Annotated in this window: 17 protein-coding genes; 6 read left to right on the plus strand and 11 right to left on the minus strand. The window is 40.4% G+C overall.

The features are described from left to right. Positions 1–17: 17 nt before the first annotated feature. Positions 18–2,018, minus strand: coding sequence for a winged helix-turn-helix domain-containing protein (locus H5182_RS17485; RefSeq protein WP_182760383.1), 2,001 nt, complete (start codon positions 2,016–2,018; stop codon positions 18–20). Between the two features lie 128 nt (positions 2,019–2,146). Here H5182_RS17485 and H5182_RS17490 point away from each other — a divergent pair, with 128 nt between their 5' ends. Next, on the plus strand, positions 2,147–4,156 hold the full coding sequence (locus H5182_RS17490; protein ID WP_182760384.1) for a fused MFS/spermidine synthase: 2,010 nt from the start codon (positions 2,147–2,149) through the stop codon (positions 4,154–4,156). A gap of 81 nt (positions 4,157–4,237) precedes the next feature. Here the strand turns inward: H5182_RS17490 and aroC are convergent, their stop codons facing one another. Together aroC and prmB are read right to left on the minus strand one after the other, a co-directional pair. Beyond that, positions 4,238–5,335 carry a chorismate synthase gene (aroC, locus tag H5182_RS17495; protein ID WP_182760385.1) on the minus strand — a complete coding sequence of 366 codons (1,098 nt, stop codon included), beginning with the start codon at positions 5,333–5,335 and terminating at the stop codon, positions 4,238–4,240. A 67-nt stretch (positions 5,336–5,402) separates the two neighbouring features. Continuing rightward, a complete protein-coding gene (prmB, locus tag H5182_RS17500) occupies positions 5,403–6,338 on the minus strand; it encodes a 50S ribosomal protein L3 N(5)-glutamine methyltransferase (RefSeq protein WP_145240383.1) in 936 nt (311 codons plus the stop codon). Between the two features lie 147 nt (positions 6,339–6,485). Between prmB and smrB the strand changes: the two genes are divergently transcribed. After that, a complete protein-coding gene (smrB, locus tag H5182_RS17505; RefSeq protein ID WP_145240381.1) occupies positions 6,486–7,043 on the plus strand; it encodes an endonuclease SmrB in 558 nt (185 codons plus the stop codon). A gap of 36 nt (positions 7,044–7,079) precedes the next feature. Beyond that, entirely contained in the window at positions 7,080–8,003 is a 924-nt protein-coding gene (locus H5182_RS17510; protein WP_145240379.1) for an AEC family transporter, read from the plus strand. A 3-nt stretch (positions 8,004–8,006) separates the two neighbouring features. On the opposite strand, the gene H5182_RS17515 is transcribed toward H5182_RS17510, so the two are convergent. From H5182_RS17515 to sixA, 4 genes are all read right to left on the minus strand, one after another. Beyond that, entirely contained in the window at positions 8,007–8,744 is a 738-nt protein-coding gene (locus H5182_RS17515; RefSeq protein ID WP_182760386.1) for an SDR family oxidoreductase, read from the minus strand. 507 nt (positions 8,745–9,251) lie between these two features. Beyond that, positions 9,252–9,830, minus strand: coding sequence for a hypothetical protein (locus H5182_RS17520; protein WP_145240375.1), 579 nt, complete (start codon positions 9,828–9,830; stop codon positions 9,252–9,254). 267 nt (positions 9,831–10,097) lie between these two features. Continuing rightward, positions 10,098–10,448 carry a RidA family protein gene (locus H5182_RS17525; protein WP_182760387.1) on the minus strand — a complete coding sequence of 117 codons (351 nt, stop codon included), beginning with the start codon at positions 10,446–10,448 and terminating at the stop codon, positions 10,098–10,100. 232 nt (positions 10,449–10,680) lie between these two features. Beyond that, on the minus strand, positions 10,681–11,157 hold the full coding sequence (gene sixA / locus H5182_RS17530; RefSeq protein ID WP_182731360.1) for a phosphohistidine phosphatase SixA: 477 nt from the start codon (positions 11,155–11,157) through the stop codon (positions 10,681–10,683). A 180-nt stretch (positions 11,158–11,337) separates the two neighbouring features. Here sixA and H5182_RS17535 point away from each other — a divergent pair, with 180 nt between their 5' ends. Together H5182_RS17535 and H5182_RS17540 are read left to right on the plus strand one after the other, a co-directional pair. Beyond that, positions 11,338–14,058, plus strand: a complete 2,721-nt coding sequence (locus tag H5182_RS17535) for an insulinase family protein (RefSeq protein ID WP_182760388.1) — start codon at positions 11,338–11,340, stop codon at positions 14,056–14,058. A gap of 157 nt (positions 14,059–14,215) precedes the next feature. Continuing rightward, positions 14,216–16,348 (plus strand): bifunctional diguanylate cyclase/phosphodiesterase, encoded by a 2,133-nt coding sequence (locus H5182_RS17540; RefSeq protein WP_257326390.1) that lies wholly within the window; start codon positions 14,216–14,218, stop codon positions 16,346–16,348. Positions 16,349–16,701: 353 nt separating this feature from the next. Here the strand turns inward: H5182_RS17540 and yeiP are convergent, their stop codons facing one another. Then, positions 16,702–17,274, minus strand: coding sequence for an elongation factor P-like protein YeiP (gene yeiP / locus H5182_RS17545; RefSeq protein WP_145240366.1), 573 nt, complete (start codon positions 17,272–17,274; stop codon positions 16,702–16,704). Positions 17,275–17,476: 202 nt separating this feature from the next. Here yeiP and H5182_RS17550 point away from each other — a divergent pair, with 202 nt between their 5' ends. Continuing rightward, positions 17,477–17,863: an MmcQ/YjbR family DNA-binding protein gene (locus tag H5182_RS17550; RefSeq protein WP_182760389.1), complete on the plus strand. Its 387-nt coding sequence runs from the start codon at positions 17,477–17,479 to the stop codon at positions 17,861–17,863. 53 nt (positions 17,864–17,916) lie between these two features. Here H5182_RS17550 and H5182_RS17555 read toward each other — a convergent pair whose 3' ends face one another. The 3 genes from H5182_RS17555 to fadI form a co-directional block, all read right to left on the minus strand. Further along, the gene (locus H5182_RS17555; protein WP_182760390.1) at positions 17,917–18,435 is read right to left on the minus strand and encodes a GNAT family N-acetyltransferase; all 519 of its coding nucleotides are present in this window, start codon (positions 18,433–18,435) and stop codon (positions 17,917–17,919) included. Positions 18,436–18,579: 144 nt separating this feature from the next. Then, positions 18,580–20,874, minus strand: coding sequence for a fatty acid oxidation complex subunit alpha FadJ (gene fadJ, locus H5182_RS17560; protein ID WP_182731357.1), 2,295 nt, complete (start codon positions 20,872–20,874; stop codon positions 18,580–18,582). After that, complete coding sequence (gene fadI / locus H5182_RS17565) at positions 20,874–22,184, minus strand: acetyl-CoA C-acyltransferase FadI (protein ID WP_145240359.1); 1,311 nt, start codon at positions 22,182–22,184, stop codon at positions 20,874–20,876. The genes fadJ and fadI overlap by 1 nt, the downstream gene beginning before the upstream one ends. Positions 22,185–22,198: the final 14 nt, after the last annotated feature.

Here is a 22,198-nt window from a genome sequence, read left to right on the forward strand (position 1 = left end):
ATCTTGGGTTTTAAAGACTATCGCAGCCTTACTAAGGTGCGTTTTCGCTTTGGCTCAGTAAGATATAAAAGTTGCGTATTATCGTGTGAAGCATTAATTAACATATTACCTTTCTCGTTCGCGATATGGCGTATTTCTGAGTGAGCGCTTTGTAAATCAAGCATATTAAGCTCATAACCATCTTCTTGCTCTAAGGTAATACTCAACGTTTGCTCATCGACCGCCAGACCAATAATATCACTATCATCTGCGTGCCATACTTGAGCAAAATTGCCATCTTGATCGAGTCGAAATACCTGTTTGTTATTTGAAAAATAAATCTGATCGTGTTTGTCTAAAGCCATTGCATAACAAGCCAGCCGCTCTCCTTGGCCAGTGAATGGCGATAAACTTAATGTTTGCATGTCTAATTTTGCTGGGTGAAATGTAACGCCATCGTCAGCGCGATATGAAACCAAGATCGCATCTTCATTATAAAACTTCTCTCTGAGATAAAACGAATGATGATGGTGGGCTATTTCTTGATAATCGCCACTTTTTAAATCAATTCGAAACAGTTTATCTTTGCTTGCGGTGATCACTTCTTCGCCATTTTTTGACCAAACAACCCCAAACAGTTCTTCATTATTAGGGTTTGCAAAAATCAGCGTTTGTTTACCTTGCTCATATAAAAATAGCTGTTTTAAACCAAAACGATGGGATTCAAAGACAAACTTAGTTGAATCAGGTGAGAATACCGGCAAAAAATCAACCGACGAGGTATCGACGAGCTTTTCATACTGCTGAGGTGTTGCACTAGTTGCACGCAAAATATCAACATCAATATTTACAAGCTCCATCAATATCTCCTCACCAGATGGCGTGAATGCAGCATCTCGAATAACTTGATAATTATTAAATTCGATATCAGTTGAGTTGCCCTGACGATCAATAAGTAATAGATTATTTGTGTTGCTTATCAGCAAGTATTCACCACTTGGGTGCCAACTAAGCCCCTGAATACCATCTTCAATAACGGCAATTGTTTTACTACTATTATCCGTTAAATTCAGTATTTCAATACGGTAGTTATTTTGTCCTGCTTCATAACCAAGCGCTAGTTGCGTTTGATCTGGCGACAACGCATGTAACTTTAACCAGTCTTGACCCATTGAGGCTTTGATTACCTGTTTTTGTTTAGTTTCTATATTGACGGTCGAAAGCTGCGTATCATTTTTATGTTTTCGTCGCTCAATAAAATAAACCTGATTGTTATTAGTCCATTGTAATTGCTGGCTGGTAACTAAATATTCTTTAAATTCCAGTACGTTGGCGTAATTTAAACTCGTTAGAGTTACCATGTCTAAATTAAAATACGCTAATTGGCTAACATCATTTTGTTTTTCTATAAAAGCCAATGCGCGATTATCCGGACTCCAGCCTAGACTATAGTAGGTCGATGGGTGCTGGGATAATTGTACCTCTTTACCTGTCGTTAATTCTTTTAGCCAGATATGCTGATTATCATTGTCACCGCGAACAAATGCTAAATAATTGCCGTTATTAGATTGCGATTGAGAGGATTCATTGGCTTCATTTGATGTTACAGGCACCAACGCAGAGAAATCAGTTTTAACAACCTGCGTTGCAAATGCGAACCAACCACCAACCAAACATACAATTGTCACGGCAATAAAAGCCAACAACGGCCACTTTACACAGTGAGAACGTGTTTGTTCGTTAAGCTCAAGGCAATAACCCCGTTTCGGGTGGGTAATGATGAATTGTGGATTTTTAGAATCTTCATTTAATGCTTTCCTAAGCAGTGCAATATTGCGTTGCACATTACTTGGGCTAAACACTGAATTAGGCCACACAGCTGCAAAAATTTCTTCCTGGCTAACCACATTGCCCCTATGAGAGTACAAAAATTGGAGCACATCCATAACCTTAGGTTCGACAATTTGTACGCCTTCAGCTGAGGAAATTTTACCACGGCTAACATCGACGTCAAAATTCCCGATTCGAAACCTACCCACTTACAACTCCAATAAATTCATACAAATCATAGATTAAGATTTTCTTAAGATAAACTCAAGGGTTATTACATTGCCGCATTAATTAGTTCAGTTAATGGTTAGGCACCATTTACTAAGTAATAAAAAAGATGCAACGGATATTATCGACATTCATTATTTTTGTGAGCGCGTTTCTACTCTTTCAAATTCAACCTATCTTATCTAAAGAGCTACTACCCGAGTTTGGCGGTGGCGCTTCGGTTTGGTCAACCAGCCTATTTTTTTATCAAAGCATGCTGTTACTCGGCTATTTATATGCTCATTTGTTAAGCCGTTATCAGCTCAAACGACAATTATTTATACACACATTGTTAGTGGCTGTATCGAGCATCATTACTTTTAACACAATTGAAGTCAGTCTATTTTTATCACTAACACCAGCGTGGTCAGTGATTGCTAAATTGTTTTTACAGGTTGGCTTAGTCTTTATGTTACTAAGTGCCACCAGCGTACTATTGCAGCGCTGGTATATTGAATCGACCGCTATGACTGTACCTTATCAATGGTATTCGCTTTCGAATCTGAGTTCACTACTTGCTTTGCTGAGTTACCCATTTATTTTTGAAGTTTTATTTTCAATCGATGAGCAAAAGAGCTATTGGACAGTGGGGTTATTTGCATACTGCATACTGTTATTGTGCCTAATTTATGTATTATTTAGTAATGGCAGTATCGCTGATAAAGCTATTACTAAGTCAAAAACGACTTTGCTCGTCAAACCTAATTGGCTGTGGATTGCGTTCTCAGCAACCAGTTCAATGATGTTGATCGCGACAACTCAGATGATCAGCATCAACATCCCGCCTATGCCTCTGATATGGGCTTTACCATTGGTAATATATTTGCTGACCTTCAGTTATGCGTTTGCATCCGCAAAAAGCTATAATCGCGCCCATTGGACGTACTTATTAATATTTAGCGCATTCGCAGGGCTGATGATGTTTTTCCTTGGCAGCCAATTTAATGCTTTAGCTCAACTGGTGATCTACAGCTTTATTTTATTCATTGTTTGTATGATCTGTCATGGTGAACTTCGAAAACTCGCGCCAGATGGCTCACTGCTCACTGTATTTTATTTATATATCGCTTTAGGAGGAGTGATCGGCAGTTTACTCAGTGCCTTAGTCGCACCGCTACTGTTTGAACAAATAACAGAATTCATTGTGGCGTTAGCTGTAGCGCTTTCATTATTTATATACACGCTACTCACCCAGACGACGAAAACGTCCTCTTGCTATAAAATAGCTTTACTGGCTACGCTGGTTATTTGGGGCACAGGATATAGCTATCTTTTTGTTAATTTTAATCAATACAACTTAGCGTCTGAGAGAAATTTTTACGGTTATGTCACTGTCAAAGACATTACAACGTCTGATCTTGCTGAACGACGCCTAATCGATGGCACAACGATTCATGGCTCACAGCCACTTAATAAACAAACTGAACTCACAAACAGCTATTACCATCACCATACTGGTATCGCTAAATCATTGTCAGCATTAAAAAAGCAACAAGATTTAAATATAGGTATTATTGGTTTAGGTGCTGGAGTTTTAGCAAAGTTTGGCGATAAGTTCGATAAAATCCGCTTTTATGAAATTAATCCTGCGGTTTACAACATGGCCATGAATTATTTTTTATATTTAACAGATAGCCCTGCACGTATTGATGTGGCTATTGGCGATGGCAGAATCACCTTAACTAAAGAGCAAAAAAATAATGCACCGTTAATGAATGCGTTAATTATTGATGCTTTTTCAAGTGATGTTATTCCTACCCATTTACTGACTGAAGAAGCTTTTCAGTTATATTGGCAGCGACTAACAAAAGGCGGCTTATTAATTATCCATATATCCAATAATCATATTGATTTGATGCCAGTGCTCCAAGCTCACAGTAAGCGCTTCGATAAATCTCTGATCAAATTTAACTATAGCGGTACGCAGTTAGGCTCACAATGGGTCGTAATGACGAATAACCAAGCATTTTTAAATTCGATAGCCATTACAGACTTATCACCGATAACACCTTATTCAACAGTACATTTGGCGCAATGGACAGATCAAAAGCACAGCCTGATCCCGCTCCTGAAACTTTGATGTCTATCTTAAAATAACCACAACAAAAAAGCGCGATTAACATCGCGCTTTTAAATAATTCTAAATGCTTTTAACTAAACTCTAAACAGAGCCATTAATTGGCCCATGCTCATGATGAACATGCGGGTTTTGACCGCGTTGACGTAGTAAATGATCCATTAAAGTGATGGCCATCATCGCCTCGGCAATCGGGATTGCACGAATGCCAACACATGGGTCGTGACGGCCTTTAGTGATCATTTCCACCGCTTCGTTTTCAGTGTTAATACTGTTGCCAGCAATGGTAATACTCGATGTCGGTTTGAGTGCAATTGACGCGATAATATCTTGCCCTGTAGAGATACCTGCAAGCACCCCACCGGCATGATTTGAGGTAAAGCCATCAGGGGTTAACTCATCACGATGCTCAGAGCCTTTTTGCTCAACCACATCAAAGCCATCGCCAATTTCAACGCCTTTTACTGCGTTAATACTCATCAGTGAGTGGGCAAGTTCTGCATCAAGGCGGTCAAATACCGGCTCACCTAAACCAACAGGTACATTCTTAGCCACTACTTTTACCTTCGCGCCGACTGAGTCACCTTGTTTTTTAAGGTCGCGCATATAGTCGTCAAGCGCGTCTAACTTGCTTGCATCTGGGAAAAAGAAAAGATTATTTTCAACTTCATCCCAATCGTAATTTTCAGCTTTAATTGGCCCAAGTTGACTCAAACACGCACGTACTTCAATACCATGAAATTGCTTTAGATACTTTTTAGCAATAGCGCCTGCGGCAACACGAATAGCGGTTTCGCGAGCAGATGAACGGCCACCACCGCGATAATCGCGTAGGCCGTATTTATGCCAGTACGTGTAGTCACCATGACCTGGGCGAAATACGTCTTTAATTTTGCCATAATCTTGTGAGCGTTGGTCGGTATTTTCAATTAATAAACCAATACTGGTGCCGGTGGTTTTACCTTCAAAAACACCCGCTAAAATTTTAATTTGATCGCTCTCACGGCGCTGCGTAGTGTAACGGCTTTGCCCTGGCTTACGACGATCTAAATCGATTTGTAAATCTGCCTCAGTGATTTCAAGGCCTGCTGGCGTGCCATCCACAACACCGCCTAAGGCGACGCCGTGGCTTTCGCCAAAGGTGGACACTTTAAATAACTGCCCTATGCTATTACCTGCCATTAACTTTCCTCATTCCTAATGACTACTAAGTACCGAGCCTGAGGCTCGGCTTTGATTTTTGTGGTGATCAGTCTGCGAAATATGCAACGAGTTGTTTTTTGCTGATCACAAATACGCCAAATCCACCTTGCTCAAACTCAACCCATTCAAAAGGCGCATTTGGATAAAGGGCATCCATGTGTACCATAGAATTACCAACTTCGACAAATAACAAACCGTTATCAGTTAGATGATCGGCCGCTTCACTCAAAATAGTACGGGTTACATCAAGACCATCATGGCCTGATGCTAAACCAAGCTCTGGCTCATGGTGGAACTCACGCGGTAAATCAGCCATATCTTCGGCGTCTACATACGGAGGGTTTGCCACGATCAGGTCATATTTCTGCCCTGGTACACCGCTGAATACGTCGGATTGAATAGGTAATACACGGTCACTTAACTGATAATCAGTGATATTGATATCAGCAACTTCGAGTGCTTCATAAGAAATATCAACGGCATCAACCTGCGCTTCTGCAAAAGTTTGTGCTAATGCAATCGCGATACAACCAGAACCGGTACATAAATCTAAAATACGATTTACCGATTCAGGCTCAGCTAGCCAAGGTGAAAAGCGATTATGTATTAACTCTGCAAAAGGTGAACGTGGGATCAATACGCGCTCATCGACATAAAATGGCATATTAGCAAACCATGCAATATTAGTCAGATAAGGTACTGGCGTGAAATCATTTATACGTTCTGCAATTAATCCCGCAAGGCGGTTTTTTTCGGTGCTAGTTAACCGGGCATGCATTAATTCTTTTGGTGCATCAATGGGTAAGCTTAACGCGGGCAGTAACAAGTTGACTGCTTCATCCCATGCGTTATCAGTTCCATGACCAAAGAAAATACCACTGCTGGCAAATTGACTCGTGGTCCACCGTAGCCAATCGTGTAACGTTGACAGTTCTGCTACAGCTTCATCTAAGGTTGCTTCTTCTATTAATAATTCGCTCATATTCGTTATCTACCTGCTGCTTTAGAAAATATCAATTCAATCGAGGCGCAATTAAGGCCCCATGATTGCCCTATTGTAACGCTTTTTTACACAGTTTTTACTCTGTTTTCACTCGATTTCTAGCGTTTTTTTGTTTAGACTGCCGCTATGAAAAAAGATCCTCTCTCAAACGCAGATATTAGCCCTGACGACATCGATATGTTTCGTCAAAGTATTAATGGTGCCCGTGTATTTAAACAAGACACGCATCGCTTTGCTAACAAACCTAAAATCTCACAAGCTAAGCTGTTTGCCCAGCAAAAAAAGCAACATCAGGCAGAATTTTTCTTTTCTGATGAATATGTGCCAGATATTGATACCAACGGAACGGTTAATTATGTGCAAGACGGTCAAGATCGTTTTTTAGCAAAGCAGTTACGCCGAGGTGACTTTGTACCTGATTTAACCCTTGATTTACATGGTTTAAATAAGGAGTTGGCAAAAGATGAACTCGCAGGACTGATCCATGAGTGCAAAAAGAAGCATTACTACTGTGCGTGTGTAGTACATGGTATTGGTGGACATATACTCAGACACAAAGTGCCGCAATATTTAGTACAGCATCCAGATGTCATAGCAATACACCAAGCGCCACTTGAATACGGTGGTAAAGGTGCGGTACTTATTTTAATAAACTTACCACAAAGTGATGAATTTAGACGCTAAGCGTTAACGTTATCCCTATTTCAAGGCAACAGTGCAGTGCATATTTTCTCTATCATCTTTCCGCTGATTTTCATTGTTGCGCTTGGTTTTAGTTGTTGTAAATTAAAGTTTTTTGAACAGCAACACATTGCAGGGCTAAGTAAGTTTACTTTTTACATTAGCCTGCCGGCATTTTTATTTTTAAATATGTCGCAAATCGATTTACAGCAAAGTATTAGTTTATCGGCCTTTCTGAGTTTTTATATTCCTGTACTGAGCGTATTTGCCTTAGGTATTTTGGTTGACCGCTTTTATTTAGCTAAGCAAAAAAATTATCAACAACACAGTGTATTTGGCTTAGCGTCGAGTTACTCAAACATGGTGTTGGTGGGCATTCCTATCATCATCGCATCCCTTGGCAAAGAAATGATCGCCATCGCTTTTATGATCATTACCTTTCATAGCACATTGCTGTTTGCACTTACCTATTTAATCGGCGCAAAGGGCAGCGAACACGCATTTTCATGGTCAAGTTTTGCTAAGAGCATGGTACTGAATCCGATTGTATTGAGCATTGGCTGCGGGCTAATATTAAATGTCAGCGGCATTGTTTTGTTTGATAATCTAGCAAAGAGTTTAGAGCTTTTAGCGACCCCCGCCATTGCCTGCGCGTTATTTGTATTAGGCGCCAACTTAGCGTTTTACAAAATTGCAGCTAACTGGCAACCCGCATTAATCGCCTCGTTAATGAAGATTTTTTTACTTCCTGCTGGGGTATTTTTAATCGGTGCATACGCATTTGAATTAGATAGAGAGATTTTGAACGTGTTAGTGCTATTAAGCGCTTCTCCTGTTGGTGTAAATGCTTACCTTATTGCCAGTCAAATAGGTCAACATCAGGTGACATTAGCCGGTGCAGTTGTACTGTCAACGGTTTTAAGTGTGATTAGCTTTAGTTTTTGGTTATCGGTATTGCTTTAACCTTTACAAACCGCCAGCTACATCAACAAAGCTACCTGTGGTAAACGATGCCTGCTCAGAGGCTAAAAAGTAAATTGCAGCGGCAACTTCCTCAGGTTGTCCACCTCGGCCCAATGGCAGCTTGTCTTTAAGACGCTCCACCCGATTTACTTCACCACCATCGCGGTGCATATCGGTGTAGATTAACCCTGGGCGCACTGAGTTAACACGAATACCTAACTTGGCTACTTCTTTGGCTAAACCAATGGTTAACGTGTCCATTGCTCCTTTAGATGCGGCATAATCAATATATTCATTTGGTGAACCGGTTTTAGCCGCTGCCGATGATACATTAACGATACTGCCGCCACTGGGCATTCGCTTAATCGCTTCTCGGGCACATAAAAAAGCGCTTGTTACATTGGTGGTTAGCACTTCATTTATACGCGAGGCTCCCATCTCAAGTAATGGCATTTGCGGTTTCAAAATACCCGCATTATTTATAAGCACATCTAATTTGCCAAATAACTCATCTACTTTTGTAAACAGGGTCAGCACTTGCGTTTCATCAGACACATCGGCTTGCACTATTTCGGCTTTTACACCAAAGCCGCATGCTTGCTCTGCTATTTTTTCTGCGCTGTGTTGATTCCTTTTATAATTAATACAAACATCATAACCGTGACGAGCAAAATAAATTGCGGTTGCAGCACCAATTCCTCGGCTTGCTCCGGTTATAAGTACTACTGGGTTAGATTTCATTGTCTGTCCTTGTTTTTGCTTATTTAAAAAAACTGACCACTAAGTGATGAATTTAGACGCTAAGGGTTAACGTCATCTTTATTTCAAAACAATCGTTTAAATTTTTCATCGGCGCACCAGGATTTTATAAAATTGTAGCAAACTCGCAACCGGCATTAATAGCCTCGCTGTTAAAGATATTTTATGTTGCGATCCCCGCTTCAGGGAATATATTGAGCAAATTCTTTATAGCCATCACACCAATACTATTTAATTAGTGTTCAAATGTACCTGATTATAAACAAAGGCTTAGCTTCCTCCAAGAACGAGATAGAATCGTTTCAAGTTATTTATGAAAGAAACTCTTCTAGCTTAAATAGATCATGTATTAAATCAAAATGGTATTAAGTTGAGGTAAACATCGGGCGTACATTACTGACAACAAGCGTGAGGTATTCAAAGGAGTAATTTAGACACTGCCAGTGTAATTCAACTCAACAAAAAGGTTCGAATGGACTGTGGAAATACTCACCTGACAGCAAAGTAAAATGTATCTTTATTTACTTCTTTAAAATCGTCAAACCGACTAGCTTTGTATTCATCACCTAATCTACTTTTATCTCCAAAAATTAAACCTTGATAACCGTTCATCACTGAACTTCCCCATTGCAAAGTGAAAATTTCATTAGTTCTATTATGATAAATATCCGTAATGCCGATTGCTTTCATTGCCGATAATAATTCGAGTACATCTTCTCTTTTCACTATAGTAGAAGGGATGAAATTGTTCGTAATGGTGTCCCAATTTTCGTATGCATTTTTTTCAGATTGTATATAGTAACTTTCATAAAACCCGCCTTCAGGAGCTATACCATACGTTTTCTTCTTATCATTTATTATAATATTATTAACGATGAAAATTTCTTCTTTAAGATAACTTAAGGTTACCAAGTTTAAATTTTCTAACTGTTGAGCTAAAGCTTTGGACTTATTCAGCGTAGAAGCTGATGTAATAAACTCTTCATTATAATTATCACTACAAGCGACTAAAGAAAACGTTAAAACAATAAGTAATAAGCACTTTCTATTTAAAAGAAACAACCCCATGAATTAATCCCCAAAGCAAGCGTAAATTTTAAGTTAAATTACTCATCCCCATTATGCAATCGAAAAGTATCAGCAATGTCTTTACAATACATGCACTGACGGACCTTGCCAATTGGTGAAGATAGCTAAATCACCATTTTTTAGTATTGCTTCATTATGATGCTCAAAGCAAAATAAAAAAGAGGTAGTAGCTTTACCTCTTTTAATACAAAGGCTGCAAATTCATCGCATTAATTTGGATATATTAAGTCCTTAAATGCTTGTGGGTTAATTGATTGCAGCAACAACTGAAATCTCAACTAGCAAAGCATCGCGGGCCATTTTAGCTTCTACGCAGGCACGTGCGGGCGCATGACCTGCTGGTACCCACGCATCCCAAACCGCATTCATATCGGCAAAGTAATCCATGCTTTTTACATAAATAGTGGCGCTGAGCATATGCTCTTTTGAACTTCCCGCCTCATTTAAAAGTAACTCAACTTTATCAAGCATGGTTTGCGTTTGTTCGGTGATGCCCTGCTCTGCGTCAGCACATACTTGGCCACATAAGTACACCGTACCATTGTGCTTAACGATACGACTCATGCGAGTTGCGGTTTGAATACGTTCAATTGTCATAAAATTGTCTTTGCTAAATTAGTGTGTCGCTAATTTAGCAAATTTGGTTCTGAACACAAGGTTACATACCCAAGTCACCTCAAGATGCGAGTTTCAGTTGGGCATTTCACTGGCACTTACTCTCATCGTTGTTACTTCTTGAAAGGGACTGCCATTGTTGCAAAGTAACGCCTTGATATTAAGCCCCTGTGAAACGCTGAATTCTGTATCTTGAGGTGGTTTGGGTATGAGGTTAAATTTCGACATTGCTGGGAGCGTGAATACTTAAATATTGGCTTTTATGGCGACTTTCATCGTAACTTAATACGGCAACCGCTCCAGTGTTAAATATCGGCATATTCCCAGCACTCAATTGGTCAACTAAATAACTAACTATTGGCATGTGAGCTACGACCAACCAGGTATCGCATTGTGGATGCATCGCGATGAGAGTTTCTAGATAATCGGCGGCAATTTGTGGATTGCCTTCAGGGATTATATCGCTGCAAGTTTCTTCGAATAAAAAAGCATTATGCTTTTTTACTCCTTCAGCTGTTTGCTGAGCACGAATGTAAGGACTTACTAACAATGCCGTTGGGGTATGCGTTGCTTGCAACCATAAACCCATTTTTTCGGCCTGTTGTTGGCCAACCGAGGTCAAATTTCTACTTGCATCGTCAGCTTGCATCGGTGTTGCTTCGCCGTGGCGCATTATTAAGATTGTTTTCATAAAAAATCAACCGATTAAAGAATATAAAACAGTAGCCAGTTTGCCTGTTTGTCCGCTATATTAAAACAACGTCACACATTTCGCTTATGATATTCAGGTAAAAATCGCCAAGCAATTTAATCGCAGCCCTGAAGTTATCATTGTTGTTAACGAGTAAACTTAACGTTTCAGGAGCATCATTTGAATATCAGCCGCAATGATAACAGAACATACCGTGCCCTCACACTGGACAATGGTCTAAAAGTCCTGTTAGTGCAAGATAAAGATTCAACTAAAGCCGCTGCATCGATGGCCGTGAATGCTGGTCACTTTGACGATCCTGTTGATAGACAAGGGCTCGCGCACTTTTTAGAGCATATGCTTTTTTTAGGCACAGACCAATTTCCGGAATCCGGCGGGTTTGGTAATTTTGTTTCCCAATCCGGTGGCAACACCAACGCATGGACCGGCACCGAGCACACTTGTTATTTCTTCGATATTAACAATCAAGAGTTTGCACAAGCACTGAGCCAATTTAGCCGGTTTTTTATTGCACCTTCTCTCAACCCTGGCGAAACTGAAAAAGAACGTAATGCCATTGATGCTGAATTTAAATTAAAAATAAAAGACGATGGCCGACGCATCTATCAAGCACACAAAGAAACCGTTAATCCTGCTCATCCATTTGCTAAATTTTCAGTGGGTAATCAGCAAACCTTAGCGGATCGTAATGGCTGTGTAAGCAAAGAATTGCGAGATTTTTTTAACACCCATTATCAAGCCCAGTGGATGAGCCTAGTGATCTGCGCTGATGCAGAAATTGACACTATGGTGCAATGGGTAACTACATTATTTAATGATATTAAAGGTCAGCAGCAACCAAAACCCGTCATTGAGGCATCACTTTATCGCGCGCAAGATCTTTGCAAAGTACTGCATATAGAACCGCATAAGCATATGCAAAAACTCATAGTAAGTTTTGCGATGCCTAATATTGATGATTTTTATCGCCATAAAACCGTTAGTTTTATTGCGCATTTATTAGGGTATGAAGGGCAAGGGTCGCTTTACTCTATTTTAAAAGCGCAAGGTTGGATCAATGCCCTCTCTGCTGGAGGTGGCATTAACGGTAGCAACTTTAAAGATTTTAATATCAGCATGGCACTGACCGATGAAGGAATTGAATACTATGAAGACATCGTTGAAATGGTGTTTGAATATATTTGTTTAATTAATCAAAACATCGATAAATTACCGCGCTTATATCAAGATAAAAAAAATCTATTACAAATCGCCTTTGATAACCAAGAAAAAGCCCGCTTAATCGATTGGGTCAGTAATTTAAGCATCAACATGCAACACTACGATGAAGCCAATTATGTGCAAGGTGACTATCTCATGGATGGTTTTAATCAAACGGCTCATGAAACTGCAATGCAATGGTTAACGCCGCATAATATGCGCTTGGTGTTGATCCATCCTGATGTTGAACCTGAGCATACCACTCAGTGGTATCACACGCCCTATCGGATCGAAAGTATTTCTAGCTGTTGGCTGGAAGCGCTGTGCGAAATTAATACTCCACTACCAGAAATGCTATTACCTACAGCAAACCCTTATTTAACCAAAGAAGTGTCATTGTATGACGTTGAGCAGCCACAAAATCACCCACAACTATTAGTAAAAGAACCTGGCTTTGATTTTTGGTTTAAACAAGACAACACTTTTCGAGTTGCCAAGGGGCACTTTTATTTGGCGATGGATTCTGACTTTGCTGTTAAAGATATCAAACACATGGCACTTACTCGTCTATTTGCAGACTTATTTATGGATAGTGTTGCAGAACAATTTTACCCGGCAGAGTTAGCTGGTTTAAGTTATCACTTAACCTCACATCAAGGTGGTTTAACCCTGCACACTGCGGGACTCTCATCGAGCCAATTAGAATTAGTTGATGAATTACTCCAAGCGTTATTTAACGTCGATATTTGCGCTAAACGTTTTGCCGAGTATAAAAAACAGTTAGTCCGCCATTGGCGTAACAGCAATCAAAATAAACCCGTTGGTGAATTATTTAGCGTGCTGGGTGCAAAAATAATGCCGTGGAATCCAGAACCAGAGCAGCTTGCTGTGGCACTTAAAGATACCAGCTTTCATCAGTTTAATTGTTTTCGCCGCGAGTTTTTTAATGCCTTGCATGTAGAGTCATTTTTGCACGGTAATTGGCGAGAAAGTGATGCAATTGAGTTTCAAAAAAAGATTGCTCACCACTTAGCTAAATCAGCTACGATTGAAGATCTAACCCGTCCGTTATTTGAAATAGACAAAATAACCCGCTCGCAACTGACCCTAAATTGTAGCGATCATGCGATGGTTATTTATTACCAAGCACAAACCGATGACGTTGTTGAAAAAGTAAAAATGATGGCGCTAAACCATCTTATTAATCAAGATTACTTTAATGAACTTCGTACCAAACAACAGTTAGGCTACCTAGTGGGCGCAGGTTATGCGCCCTTTAATACTCGTGCGGGCATCGCCTTCTACGTGCAGTCACCTAACTACAGTGCAACCGCGATTTTTGAGCGTCATAATGCGTTTCTTGAGCAATTCATTGCTTCATTAGAGCAATTAAATGAAGAGCAATGGCAGCAACAAAAACATGGCTTAACCACCCACATCGCCGAAAAAGATAAAAACCTCCGGCTGCGTTCACAACGCTTGTGGCTTGCCATTGGTAATCAAGATCATCACTTTCATATGCAACAAAAATTGTTAGAAGCATTGGAAAACCTTAGTCTTGCGCAGATAGTTACTTATATTCGCGAGACATTTGCAGAACATAGACCAAGATATGAGCTACTAAGCGTACCTAAAACAAACAAAACGACAAAAAAGCTGATTTCTTCTCATTCTCTTTGACACAACACCGTGCTTCAATTAGATTATCAAGTGCAAAATACAGAAGTGCCCTATGATAATAATAAAAATAATATTCAACACATTCATATTCGCCTCATTATTACTCTGCTTTAGCCCATTGGGCTATAGCGAGCAATTAGTCGATCAGCAAACTTTAATGCTTTATTTACCGAGTGCATTTGTTACGTTAGTGCTGCCTTACTTATTATTCACAATCTACAAATTACGCCGCTCACGACGCCAATTATGTATTTCTGAACGGCGTTTAAAAAGCACGGTTGAAGGCAGTGGTGACACACTTTGGGATTGGAATATCAAAACTGGTGAAGTACTGCGCATTAACGATAAATACATGATGGATAGAAATACCATCATTGATGTTCCACCTAATAAAGCCCTTATTCACCCTAATGATATAGCGCAAGTTGAATTACTGTTAAAGCAACACTTTGCGGAGCAAACCGCTTTTTTTGAAGCCAGCTATCGCATTAAAGACAGCTTTGATCGCTGGCATTGGGTACTCGACAGAGGCAAGATCATTGAAAAAGATACCAATTTAAACCCGCTAAGAATGACTGGCACGGTACGCGATATCACGCAATTAAAATCAACCGAGGCACGCCTTAACTTATTCGCTAAATGTGTTGAATCACTCACTGATGCATTAGCCATTTACGATAAAAACTTTAACCTGGTTGATCTTAATCCCAGCTTTTTATCGCAGTTTGGTGGGAACCGAGATAACTATTTAAACAAGCCATTTACCTTACCAGGTTACGAGCAAAGTTATATTGATGATATTAAAAATACTGTTCGTCTTACCGACCATTGGCAACAAGAAGTTAAACTGCGCAACAGTGAGCGAAAACTACTACCGATTGAAATCTCAATCGATGAAATTAAGAATGAACATAATCAAATTTGTAACTATGTCATTGTATATTCAGATTTAACCGAGCGTAAAAAAGCCGAATCACAACTACATAACTTATCAAATCGCGATCGTACAACTGGCTTACCTAACCGAAATCTATTTTTTACCGATCTTAAAAAGCTGGCAAAACAAGACAGCCACCATGCATTACTAGTATTTGATTTAGATAACTTTAAAAAAATTAATGACTCATTAGGGCATCAACTAGGCGACAGTTTACTGGCAAAACTAGCAATGCGGTTGAGTAAACTCACCCGTGAAAAAGATGTGTTTTACCGCTTAGGTGGCGATGAATTTGCCTTAGTTATGTCTGGCACTAACGATATTCATACCATTACCAGAATGGCAAAACAGTTTTTAGCCGCCATTGCCACGCCATTTAAAATGGCAGGTCACGAATTAGTGATCACTTCAAGTGTCGGCATTGTGTTATTCCCAGAAGATGGCAATACCCCAGAACTACTGCTTAAAAATGCCGATACTGCGATGTACCATGCGAAAAAGAAAGGTAATAGCTACTTATTCTTTAACGACACCATGAACCGCCAAGCAGTAAAACGCCTGCAAATTGAAAACTTAATGCGATTTGGTTTAAAAGAAGATCATTTTGAAGTTTACTACCAACCAAAAATGAATATCCGCACCGGTAAATTCACTGGAATGGAAGCCTTAGTGCGTTTTATTACTCCGAAAAAAGGCATTATTAGTCCTGGCGTGTTCATTCCCATCGCAGAAGAAACCGGGCAAATCATCGAAATTGGTGAAGTGGTACTTCATAAAGCATGCCGTGATGTTAAAGCCTGGCTGGATGCTGGCTTATTTAATGGCCGAGTTGCGGTAAACTTGTCTGCTAAACAATTTAGCTTACCGGATCTAACTACTCGTATTGATGTGATTTTACAAAATCACGCCTTGCCATCGTACTTTTTAGAACTTGAAATTACGGAAGGTACGGTAATGGACGACCCACAAGATGCTATTTCGATCATGCGCTCTCTCAGTGCCCGTGGTATTCATTTAGCCATGGATGACTTTGGCACTGGCTACTCATCACTTGCATATTTAAAGCAGTTTCCACTTAATACCCTAAAAGTTGATAAAGCGTTTATTGATGATATGCAAACAGAGCGAGGCCGTAATATGGTTGACTCAATAGTTACCATTGCACATAACTTAGACTTACATGTGGTGGCTGAAGGGGTTGAGCAAGCAGAGCAAATTGCAATCTTAAAAGAGCTTAATTGCGAAACGATGCAAGGCTACTATTATTCAAAACCTTTATCGCGAGCTGAATTTACAGAATTTTTGAAGAAACAACAAAACCAAGCGGCACTTAGTTTAGTACAACAGGCATAAATGACAGCCTATGGTCGCCATGTGCACGCTTGTATACCCACGCAGCGCACTAGTGCACGACGATAATGTAAGTTAAACAAGCACCATGCAACGGGGCCTAACAACCCTGCTAGCACCAACCAGCGTTTAACTGGCATACCTTTTTTAATTGCCTGTGAATACATAACGACAATAGATACTACGCTGAGCAGAAAATACAAAAGCAGCCTCGTTCTTTCAGTTTAAAAAATGAGCGCGCAGTGTAACCAAAGCATGCACTGATTTAAAGTACTGCGGGCAAATAATGAGCAAAAATTATAATGATATAAAAAAACCGACAAAGATGTCGGTTTTTATCAATACAGGCAGCGTACTTATTTTTCAGCACGGCCCATAAATTTATGCTCTGCGGTATTAATACGGATGCGGTCACCTGTAGAAATATGCTCCGGCACTTGAATGATCAAACCAGTTGATAATCGTGCAGGTTTAGAGCGAGCGCTCGCTGAAGCACCTTTAATTGAAGGGTCTGTTTCTTCAACCACAAGTTCAACACTTGATGGTAAATCTAATCCCACTGGTGCACCATCAATTACAATGACATGCACGCCTTGGGTTTCTTCGTTGACGAATAAAATTTCTTCGCTGATCGCTTCTTTATTAAGATTATATGGCGTGTAATCTTCGTTATCCATAAATACGTATTCTTCGCCATCTAAATACGAGAACATTGCTTCACGACGAGTTAAATCAGCTAGTTTTAACATGTCGCTATCTTTGAATGTTTCATCTACTTTGCTACCAGTTACTACATCGTATAAGCGCATACGGTACAAACTTCCACCAGCACGGCCTTGTGGTACAGAACGAACAATATCTTTAACCACTAAAACGCGGCCATTAAACTCAATCGCAGTACCTTTTTTAACTTCACTTGCCTTTGGCATCAGTGTATTTCCTATAATTTATAAATCCCCAGAAACATACCACGAACTGGATTTTCTTCAATAAGAAAATATCACATACCGCTATTTTTCTCGTAGGGCCTGTATTTACTCATAAATTTTACCTATTAATCGATTTTTCATGACTAAACTACGAAAAAGCTGCTATGGTTAAACTACCAAAAATGACTTCAAGGACTGGATCATGGATCAGCACACTGCACATGAGTATTTAGCAAAAAAACCTCTGGTTATGGTTACCCAACCTTTCGGCCAAGAAGTTGATGTATATAAAGTAAACCATAAAATGTTTGCCACTTTATCGGTTGGCAACGAAGGGGAAACTGACGAAGACGGCAACCCTATTTGGTGGATGAATTTAAAATGCGACCCGGATGAAGCGCAATCACTTCGTGATGTTTTTCCTTCAGTGATCCCGGGCTATCATATGAATAAACGGTTATGGAATACTGTTATTTTAGATGGCTCAATCCCGCAAGGTGAAATTGAACGTATGATTGATAATTCATTTAACTTAGTGGTTGCCAATATGCCGGAAAAAGATCGCAAAGCGATTGAAATTCATATGTAAGTCACAATTTTAATGTTGTACTGCTCAAGCTACTTGTTCAGTACAACTTAGCCTTACTCCGTACACTTTAGTAAAAAATGATGATCATCAAATAATACCCCACCAATTTCGTAAGCTGACGGTTCAACGCTAACTAACTTAAAACCACATTTAGTCAACACTTTTTCTGAGCCTACATTCCCTTTCGTAACCACAGCAGTAAATTGTTGAATGTTAAACGCTGTCGTCGCCCATGTTAAAAATGCTTGTAGTGCTTCAGTTGCATAACCTTGACCATAAAACTCAGGCATTAACAGATAACCAACTTCGGGAGTGTTTGATGATGATGTTGTAAGCCCTGTAACGCCCACTTTTTTGCCTGTTTTTATTTCAATGATCATCAAACACAAAGACTTATTGGCTGTAGGGTGCCACGGCGCCAACCGCTGCATAAACTTATTACGTATTTGCGTATCAGAAGGCCTGTCAAAACATTTTTCAATAACGCATGGCTCATCATGCAAAGCTAAAAAGAACGCCCAATCGTCTTGTTCAAGGAGTCTCAATTGTAATCTTGCAGTGCTGATGTTCATTATTCGTCTTTACGCGGTATCAGTTAGGGATGCTCCTGTTATAACAACAAAGCAAAATGATTTCAGCAACTAAATTTTTTAATTCTAGGCATAAAAAAACGCACTTCAAACTATCCGTGCGTTTTTATAACTAGCAATTAAATACTATTTCACTTTATCATCGCTTGCATCGGCTGGGTGCGTGTCGGTTACCGATTCAGCTTCAGTAGCTGGCGCTGGCGGAACAATAACTTCTTGAGCCTCAACCGCTTCGACAGGTTCTACATCGGTAACGTCTTGCGTAGCCGCCACGGTTTGTTCTACCACAACTGCTTTACTTGGCTGTGCAGGCTCAGGCTGATAAAAGCTTGCACCAGCATCAGCCATCGCAACTAAAGCTGCACACGGCGCAAATACCGGATTAAAATTAGCAAAAGTAGCCATTTCTGAGCTTACTTTGTTTGCGCCAAGTTTATCCATATAGCTGAATGGACCACCTAAAAATGGCGGGAAGCCAATACCAAAGATTGCGCCAATATCACCATCACGAGGACTGGCAATAATGCCTTCGTCTAAACAGCGGGCAGCTTCGTTAAGCATTTGTGCCACACAACGTTTAGCAATTTCGCTTTTATTTAAACGTGGTGATGGGCTCACGCCGAGTAATTCGTAAACTGATTCGTCTACTTTTTTAGCTTTCTTATCGTAAAGATAAAAACCACGGCCAGTCTTCCGGCCTAAGCGTTTGGCATCAATTAAACGTGAAAACGCATCGGGTGCTTTAAAACGATCACCGAGTTCTTTTTCAAGAATTGGCGCAATCTTAGAGCCGATATCAATGCCGACTTCGTCTAATAGTGCTAATGGTCCAACAGGGAAACCAAACTCAACGAGTGCCGCATCAATCTTTTCAATTGGCTCACCTGCCAGTAATAAGTTAGCCGCTTCATTCACATAAGGCGCTAAAATACGGTTAACGTAAAAGCCTGCGCTATCTTTAACAACGATTGGTGTTTTACCTTGCTTACGGGCAAAATTTACAATCCGGGCGATAGTCTCTTCTGAGGTGCCTTCGTGTGGAATGATTTCAACCAATGGCATTTTCTCAACTGGTGAGAAATAATGTAAGCCAATTACATTCTCTGGACGGGCAGCTTCTGCCGCAATTTGTGAGATAGGCAATGATGACGTGTTACTAGCAAAAATTGTGTTTGCTTGGCATTCACGTTCTACATCTGCCACCATACCTTGCTTAAGGCTTAGGTCTTCAAATACCGCTTCAATCACTAAATCAATGTGTTTAAAACCACTGTAGTTAGTTGTACCAGTAATTCGGTTCATAGTTTGTTGCAGTTCAGCCTTAGATAAAATACGGCGCTTTTGCTTTTTATCTAAAATTTTATAGCTGTAATTCATGGCATTACTTATGCCCTGCTCTGCAACATCTTTGATACGAACTGGTACACCGGCTTTTACAGCACTAACATGGGCAATACCTGCGCCCATTAAACCACCGCCTAGTACGGCTGTTTTAGTGATTGCTGGAGCGTCGTCGTTGCGCCACTCTTTTTTCATTTCAGTGGTGGCAAAAAATATCCCACGTAATGACTTTGATTCGCTACTCATTACTAAAGTAGCAAAACCTTCCGCTTCTGTTTTATAAGCTTTTAGTTCATCCAGCTCAACACTTGCGCGTATTGCTTTGATAATAGCCAACGGCGCAGGATAATGACCACCGGTTTTTTTCAGTACATTTTCTTGTGCTTTTTTAAAGATGAAGTTTCGGCCAAACGGATTCGATTCTAATAATTGGCTAATACGATCAAGCTTAGGCTTGGCCGCTTTCGCTTTACCTTTTGAAGCAAATTCTTTTGCTACTTTTAGCAATACGGTCTGTGGTACACAATCATCTACCAAACCCGATTTTTTAGCTTGTTTAGCGCGAATTTGTTTACCTGTTAACGTCCACTCAAGGGCTTTTTGCAAACCAACCAGTTTAGGCAAGCGTTGCGTTCCACCACCACCGGGTAATAAACCAAGTTGTACTTCAGGTAAGCCTAGTTTAGTGATATCACTGTCTGTACATACGCGATAATCGCACGCCAAGGCAAATTCTAAACCACCACCCAATGCCGCACCATGAATGGCACTAACAGTTGGAAATGGCAGTTTTTTCATATCAAAAAATGCACGGTGGCATAATTCGCTGATCGCCAGTGCATCATCACGACTTTGCACGTTATCAAGCATTTTTACATCAGCACCAGCAATAAAGTTATCGCTTTTACCACTAATGAATACCATGCCCTTCACTGACTGCTGTTTTGCGTCATCAAGTAAGGCTGTTAAATCATCTGCAAAAGTGTCGCGCAGGGTATTCATTTTTTCGCCCGGCACATCAATGGTGACAACGGCAATACCGCTATCATCAACGTCTAAATTAAATACTGACTGTGTCATTACGCACTCTCCAATACAAAGGCTGCACCTAAGCCACCTGCGGCACACGCAGTTGTTAGTGCTAAGCCACCGCCACGGCGGTTGAGTTCATGTAAACTTTGGGTGATAAGTCGTGCGCCGGTGGCTGCAAATGGATGACCATATGCAAGCGAACCGCCTAAAACGTTAAACTTATCCATGTTAATTTCACCAATCGCTTTGCTGCGACCGAGTTTTTCTTGCGCAAACTTATCTGAGGCAAACATTTTCATGTTCGCTAACGTTTGTGCTGCAAAGGCTTCGTGCATTTCAATTAAATCAAGATCGGCAAGCGTTATGCCAGCTCTCGCTAAGGCAACAGGCGTTGAATGAGCCGGCCCCATTAGCATGTCTTCATTCACACCAATGGCAGAGAATGCAAAGCTACGTACATAACCTAAAATGTTATAGCCTAATGCTTTGGCTTTACTTTCGCTCATCATTAATACCGCTGCTGCACCATCAGTTAGCGGTGTTGAGTTTGCAGCAGTGACTGAGCCATGCTGACGGTCAAACGCTGGTTTTAATTTAGCGTACCCTTCAACCGTTGAATTATGGCGAATATTATTATCTTGTTCGATAAAACTTTTATACGGCGGTAAATGTGCAGTCATCACTTCATCAGCAAGTTTACCATCTGCCCATGCTTGGCTAGCAAGAGTATGTGAACGATGTGCTAAGGCATCTTGATCTTCACGGCTAATACTGTGAGTTTTTGCCATCTGCTCGGCAGTTTGACCCATAGATAAACCAGTTGAATATTCTGCAACCGCAGGCGGTACTGGTAATAAATCTTTTAAACGCAGCTTAGAGAATATTTTTAAGCGCTGACCTAAGGTACGTGCTTTATTGAGATCAACAAGGCTACCTGCTAATTTTTTACTTACGCCGATTGGCAATACCGATGACGAGTCTGCACCACCAGCAATACCCACTTGCACCGAACCTGCCATGATTGATTCAGCCACATTAGCAATCGCCTGAAAACTAGTGGCACAAGCGCGTGATACGGAGTACGCATCAACAGATACTGGCATGCCAGTACCCAATACGATTTCGCGGGCAATGTTTGGCGCTTCTGGCATTTGTACTACTTGACCAAACACTAATTGATCAATTTCAGATTTATCAAAGTTAAGACGTTCAAGCATTTCGTTAACGACTAACTTCCCCATATCAAGGGCTGGTACATGATGAAATGCAGTTGCTTGTTTAGCAAATGGCGTACGTAAACCACTGACGATGGCAATACGATCGCCCTTTGCTGTTTTTAGTATATTTTGCTCAGACATTAATGCTCTCCCGC

This window comes from Pseudoalteromonas sp. SG44-17, assembly GCF_014164235.1.
Classification (GTDB): domain Bacteria; phylum Pseudomonadota; class Gammaproteobacteria; order Enterobacterales; family Alteromonadaceae; genus Pseudoalteromonas; species Pseudoalteromonas rhizosphaerae.

Excerpts from the sequence above, each read along its gene's own strand:
- H5182_RS17490 (WP_182760384.1), top strand. The coding sequence starts at position 2,147 with ATGCAACGGATATTATCGACATTCATTATTTTTGTGAGCGCGTTTCTA.
- aroC (WP_182760385.1), bottom strand. The coding sequence starts at position 5,335 with ATGGCAGGTAATAGCATAGGGCAGTTATTTAAAGTGTCCACCTTTGGC.
- prmB (WP_145240383.1), bottom strand. The coding sequence starts at position 6,338 with ATGAGCGAATTATTAATAGAAGAAGCAACCTTAGATGAAGCTGTAGCA.
- smrB (WP_145240381.1), top strand. The coding sequence starts at position 6,486 with ATGAAAAAAGATCCTCTCTCAAACGCAGATATTAGCCCTGACGACATC.
- H5182_RS17515 (WP_182760386.1), bottom strand. The coding sequence starts at position 8,744 with ATGAAATCTAACCCAGTAGTACTTATAACCGGAGCAAGCCGAGGAATT.
- H5182_RS17520 (WP_145240375.1), bottom strand. The coding sequence starts at position 9,830 with ATGGGGTTGTTTCTTTTAAATAGAAAGTGCTTATTACTTATTGTTTTA.
- H5182_RS17525 (WP_182760387.1), bottom strand. The coding sequence starts at position 10,448 with ATGACAATTGAACGTATTCAAACCGCAACTCGCATGAGTCGTATCGTT.
- sixA (WP_182731360.1), bottom strand. The coding sequence starts at position 11,157 with ATGAAAACAATCTTAATAATGCGCCACGGCGAAGCAACACCGATGCAA.
- H5182_RS17540 (WP_257326390.1), top strand. The coding sequence starts at position 14,216 with ATGCTTTATTTACCGAGTGCATTTGTTACGTTAGTGCTGCCTTACTTA.
- yeiP (WP_145240366.1), bottom strand. The coding sequence starts at position 17,274 with ATGCCAAAGGCAAGTGAAGTTAAAAAAGGTACTGCGATTGAGTTTAAT.
- H5182_RS17550 (WP_182760389.1), top strand. The coding sequence starts at position 17,477 with ATGGATCAGCACACTGCACATGAGTATTTAGCAAAAAAACCTCTGGTT.
- H5182_RS17555 (WP_182760390.1), bottom strand. The coding sequence starts at position 18,435 with ATGAACATCAGCACTGCAAGATTACAATTGAGACTCCTTGAACAAGAC.
- fadJ (WP_182731357.1), bottom strand. The coding sequence starts at position 20,874 with ATGACACAGTCAGTATTTAATTTAGACGTTGATGATAGCGGTATTGCC.
- fadI (WP_145240359.1), bottom strand. The coding sequence starts at position 22,184 with ATGTCTGAGCAAAATATACTAAAAACAGCAAAGGGCGATCGTATTGCC.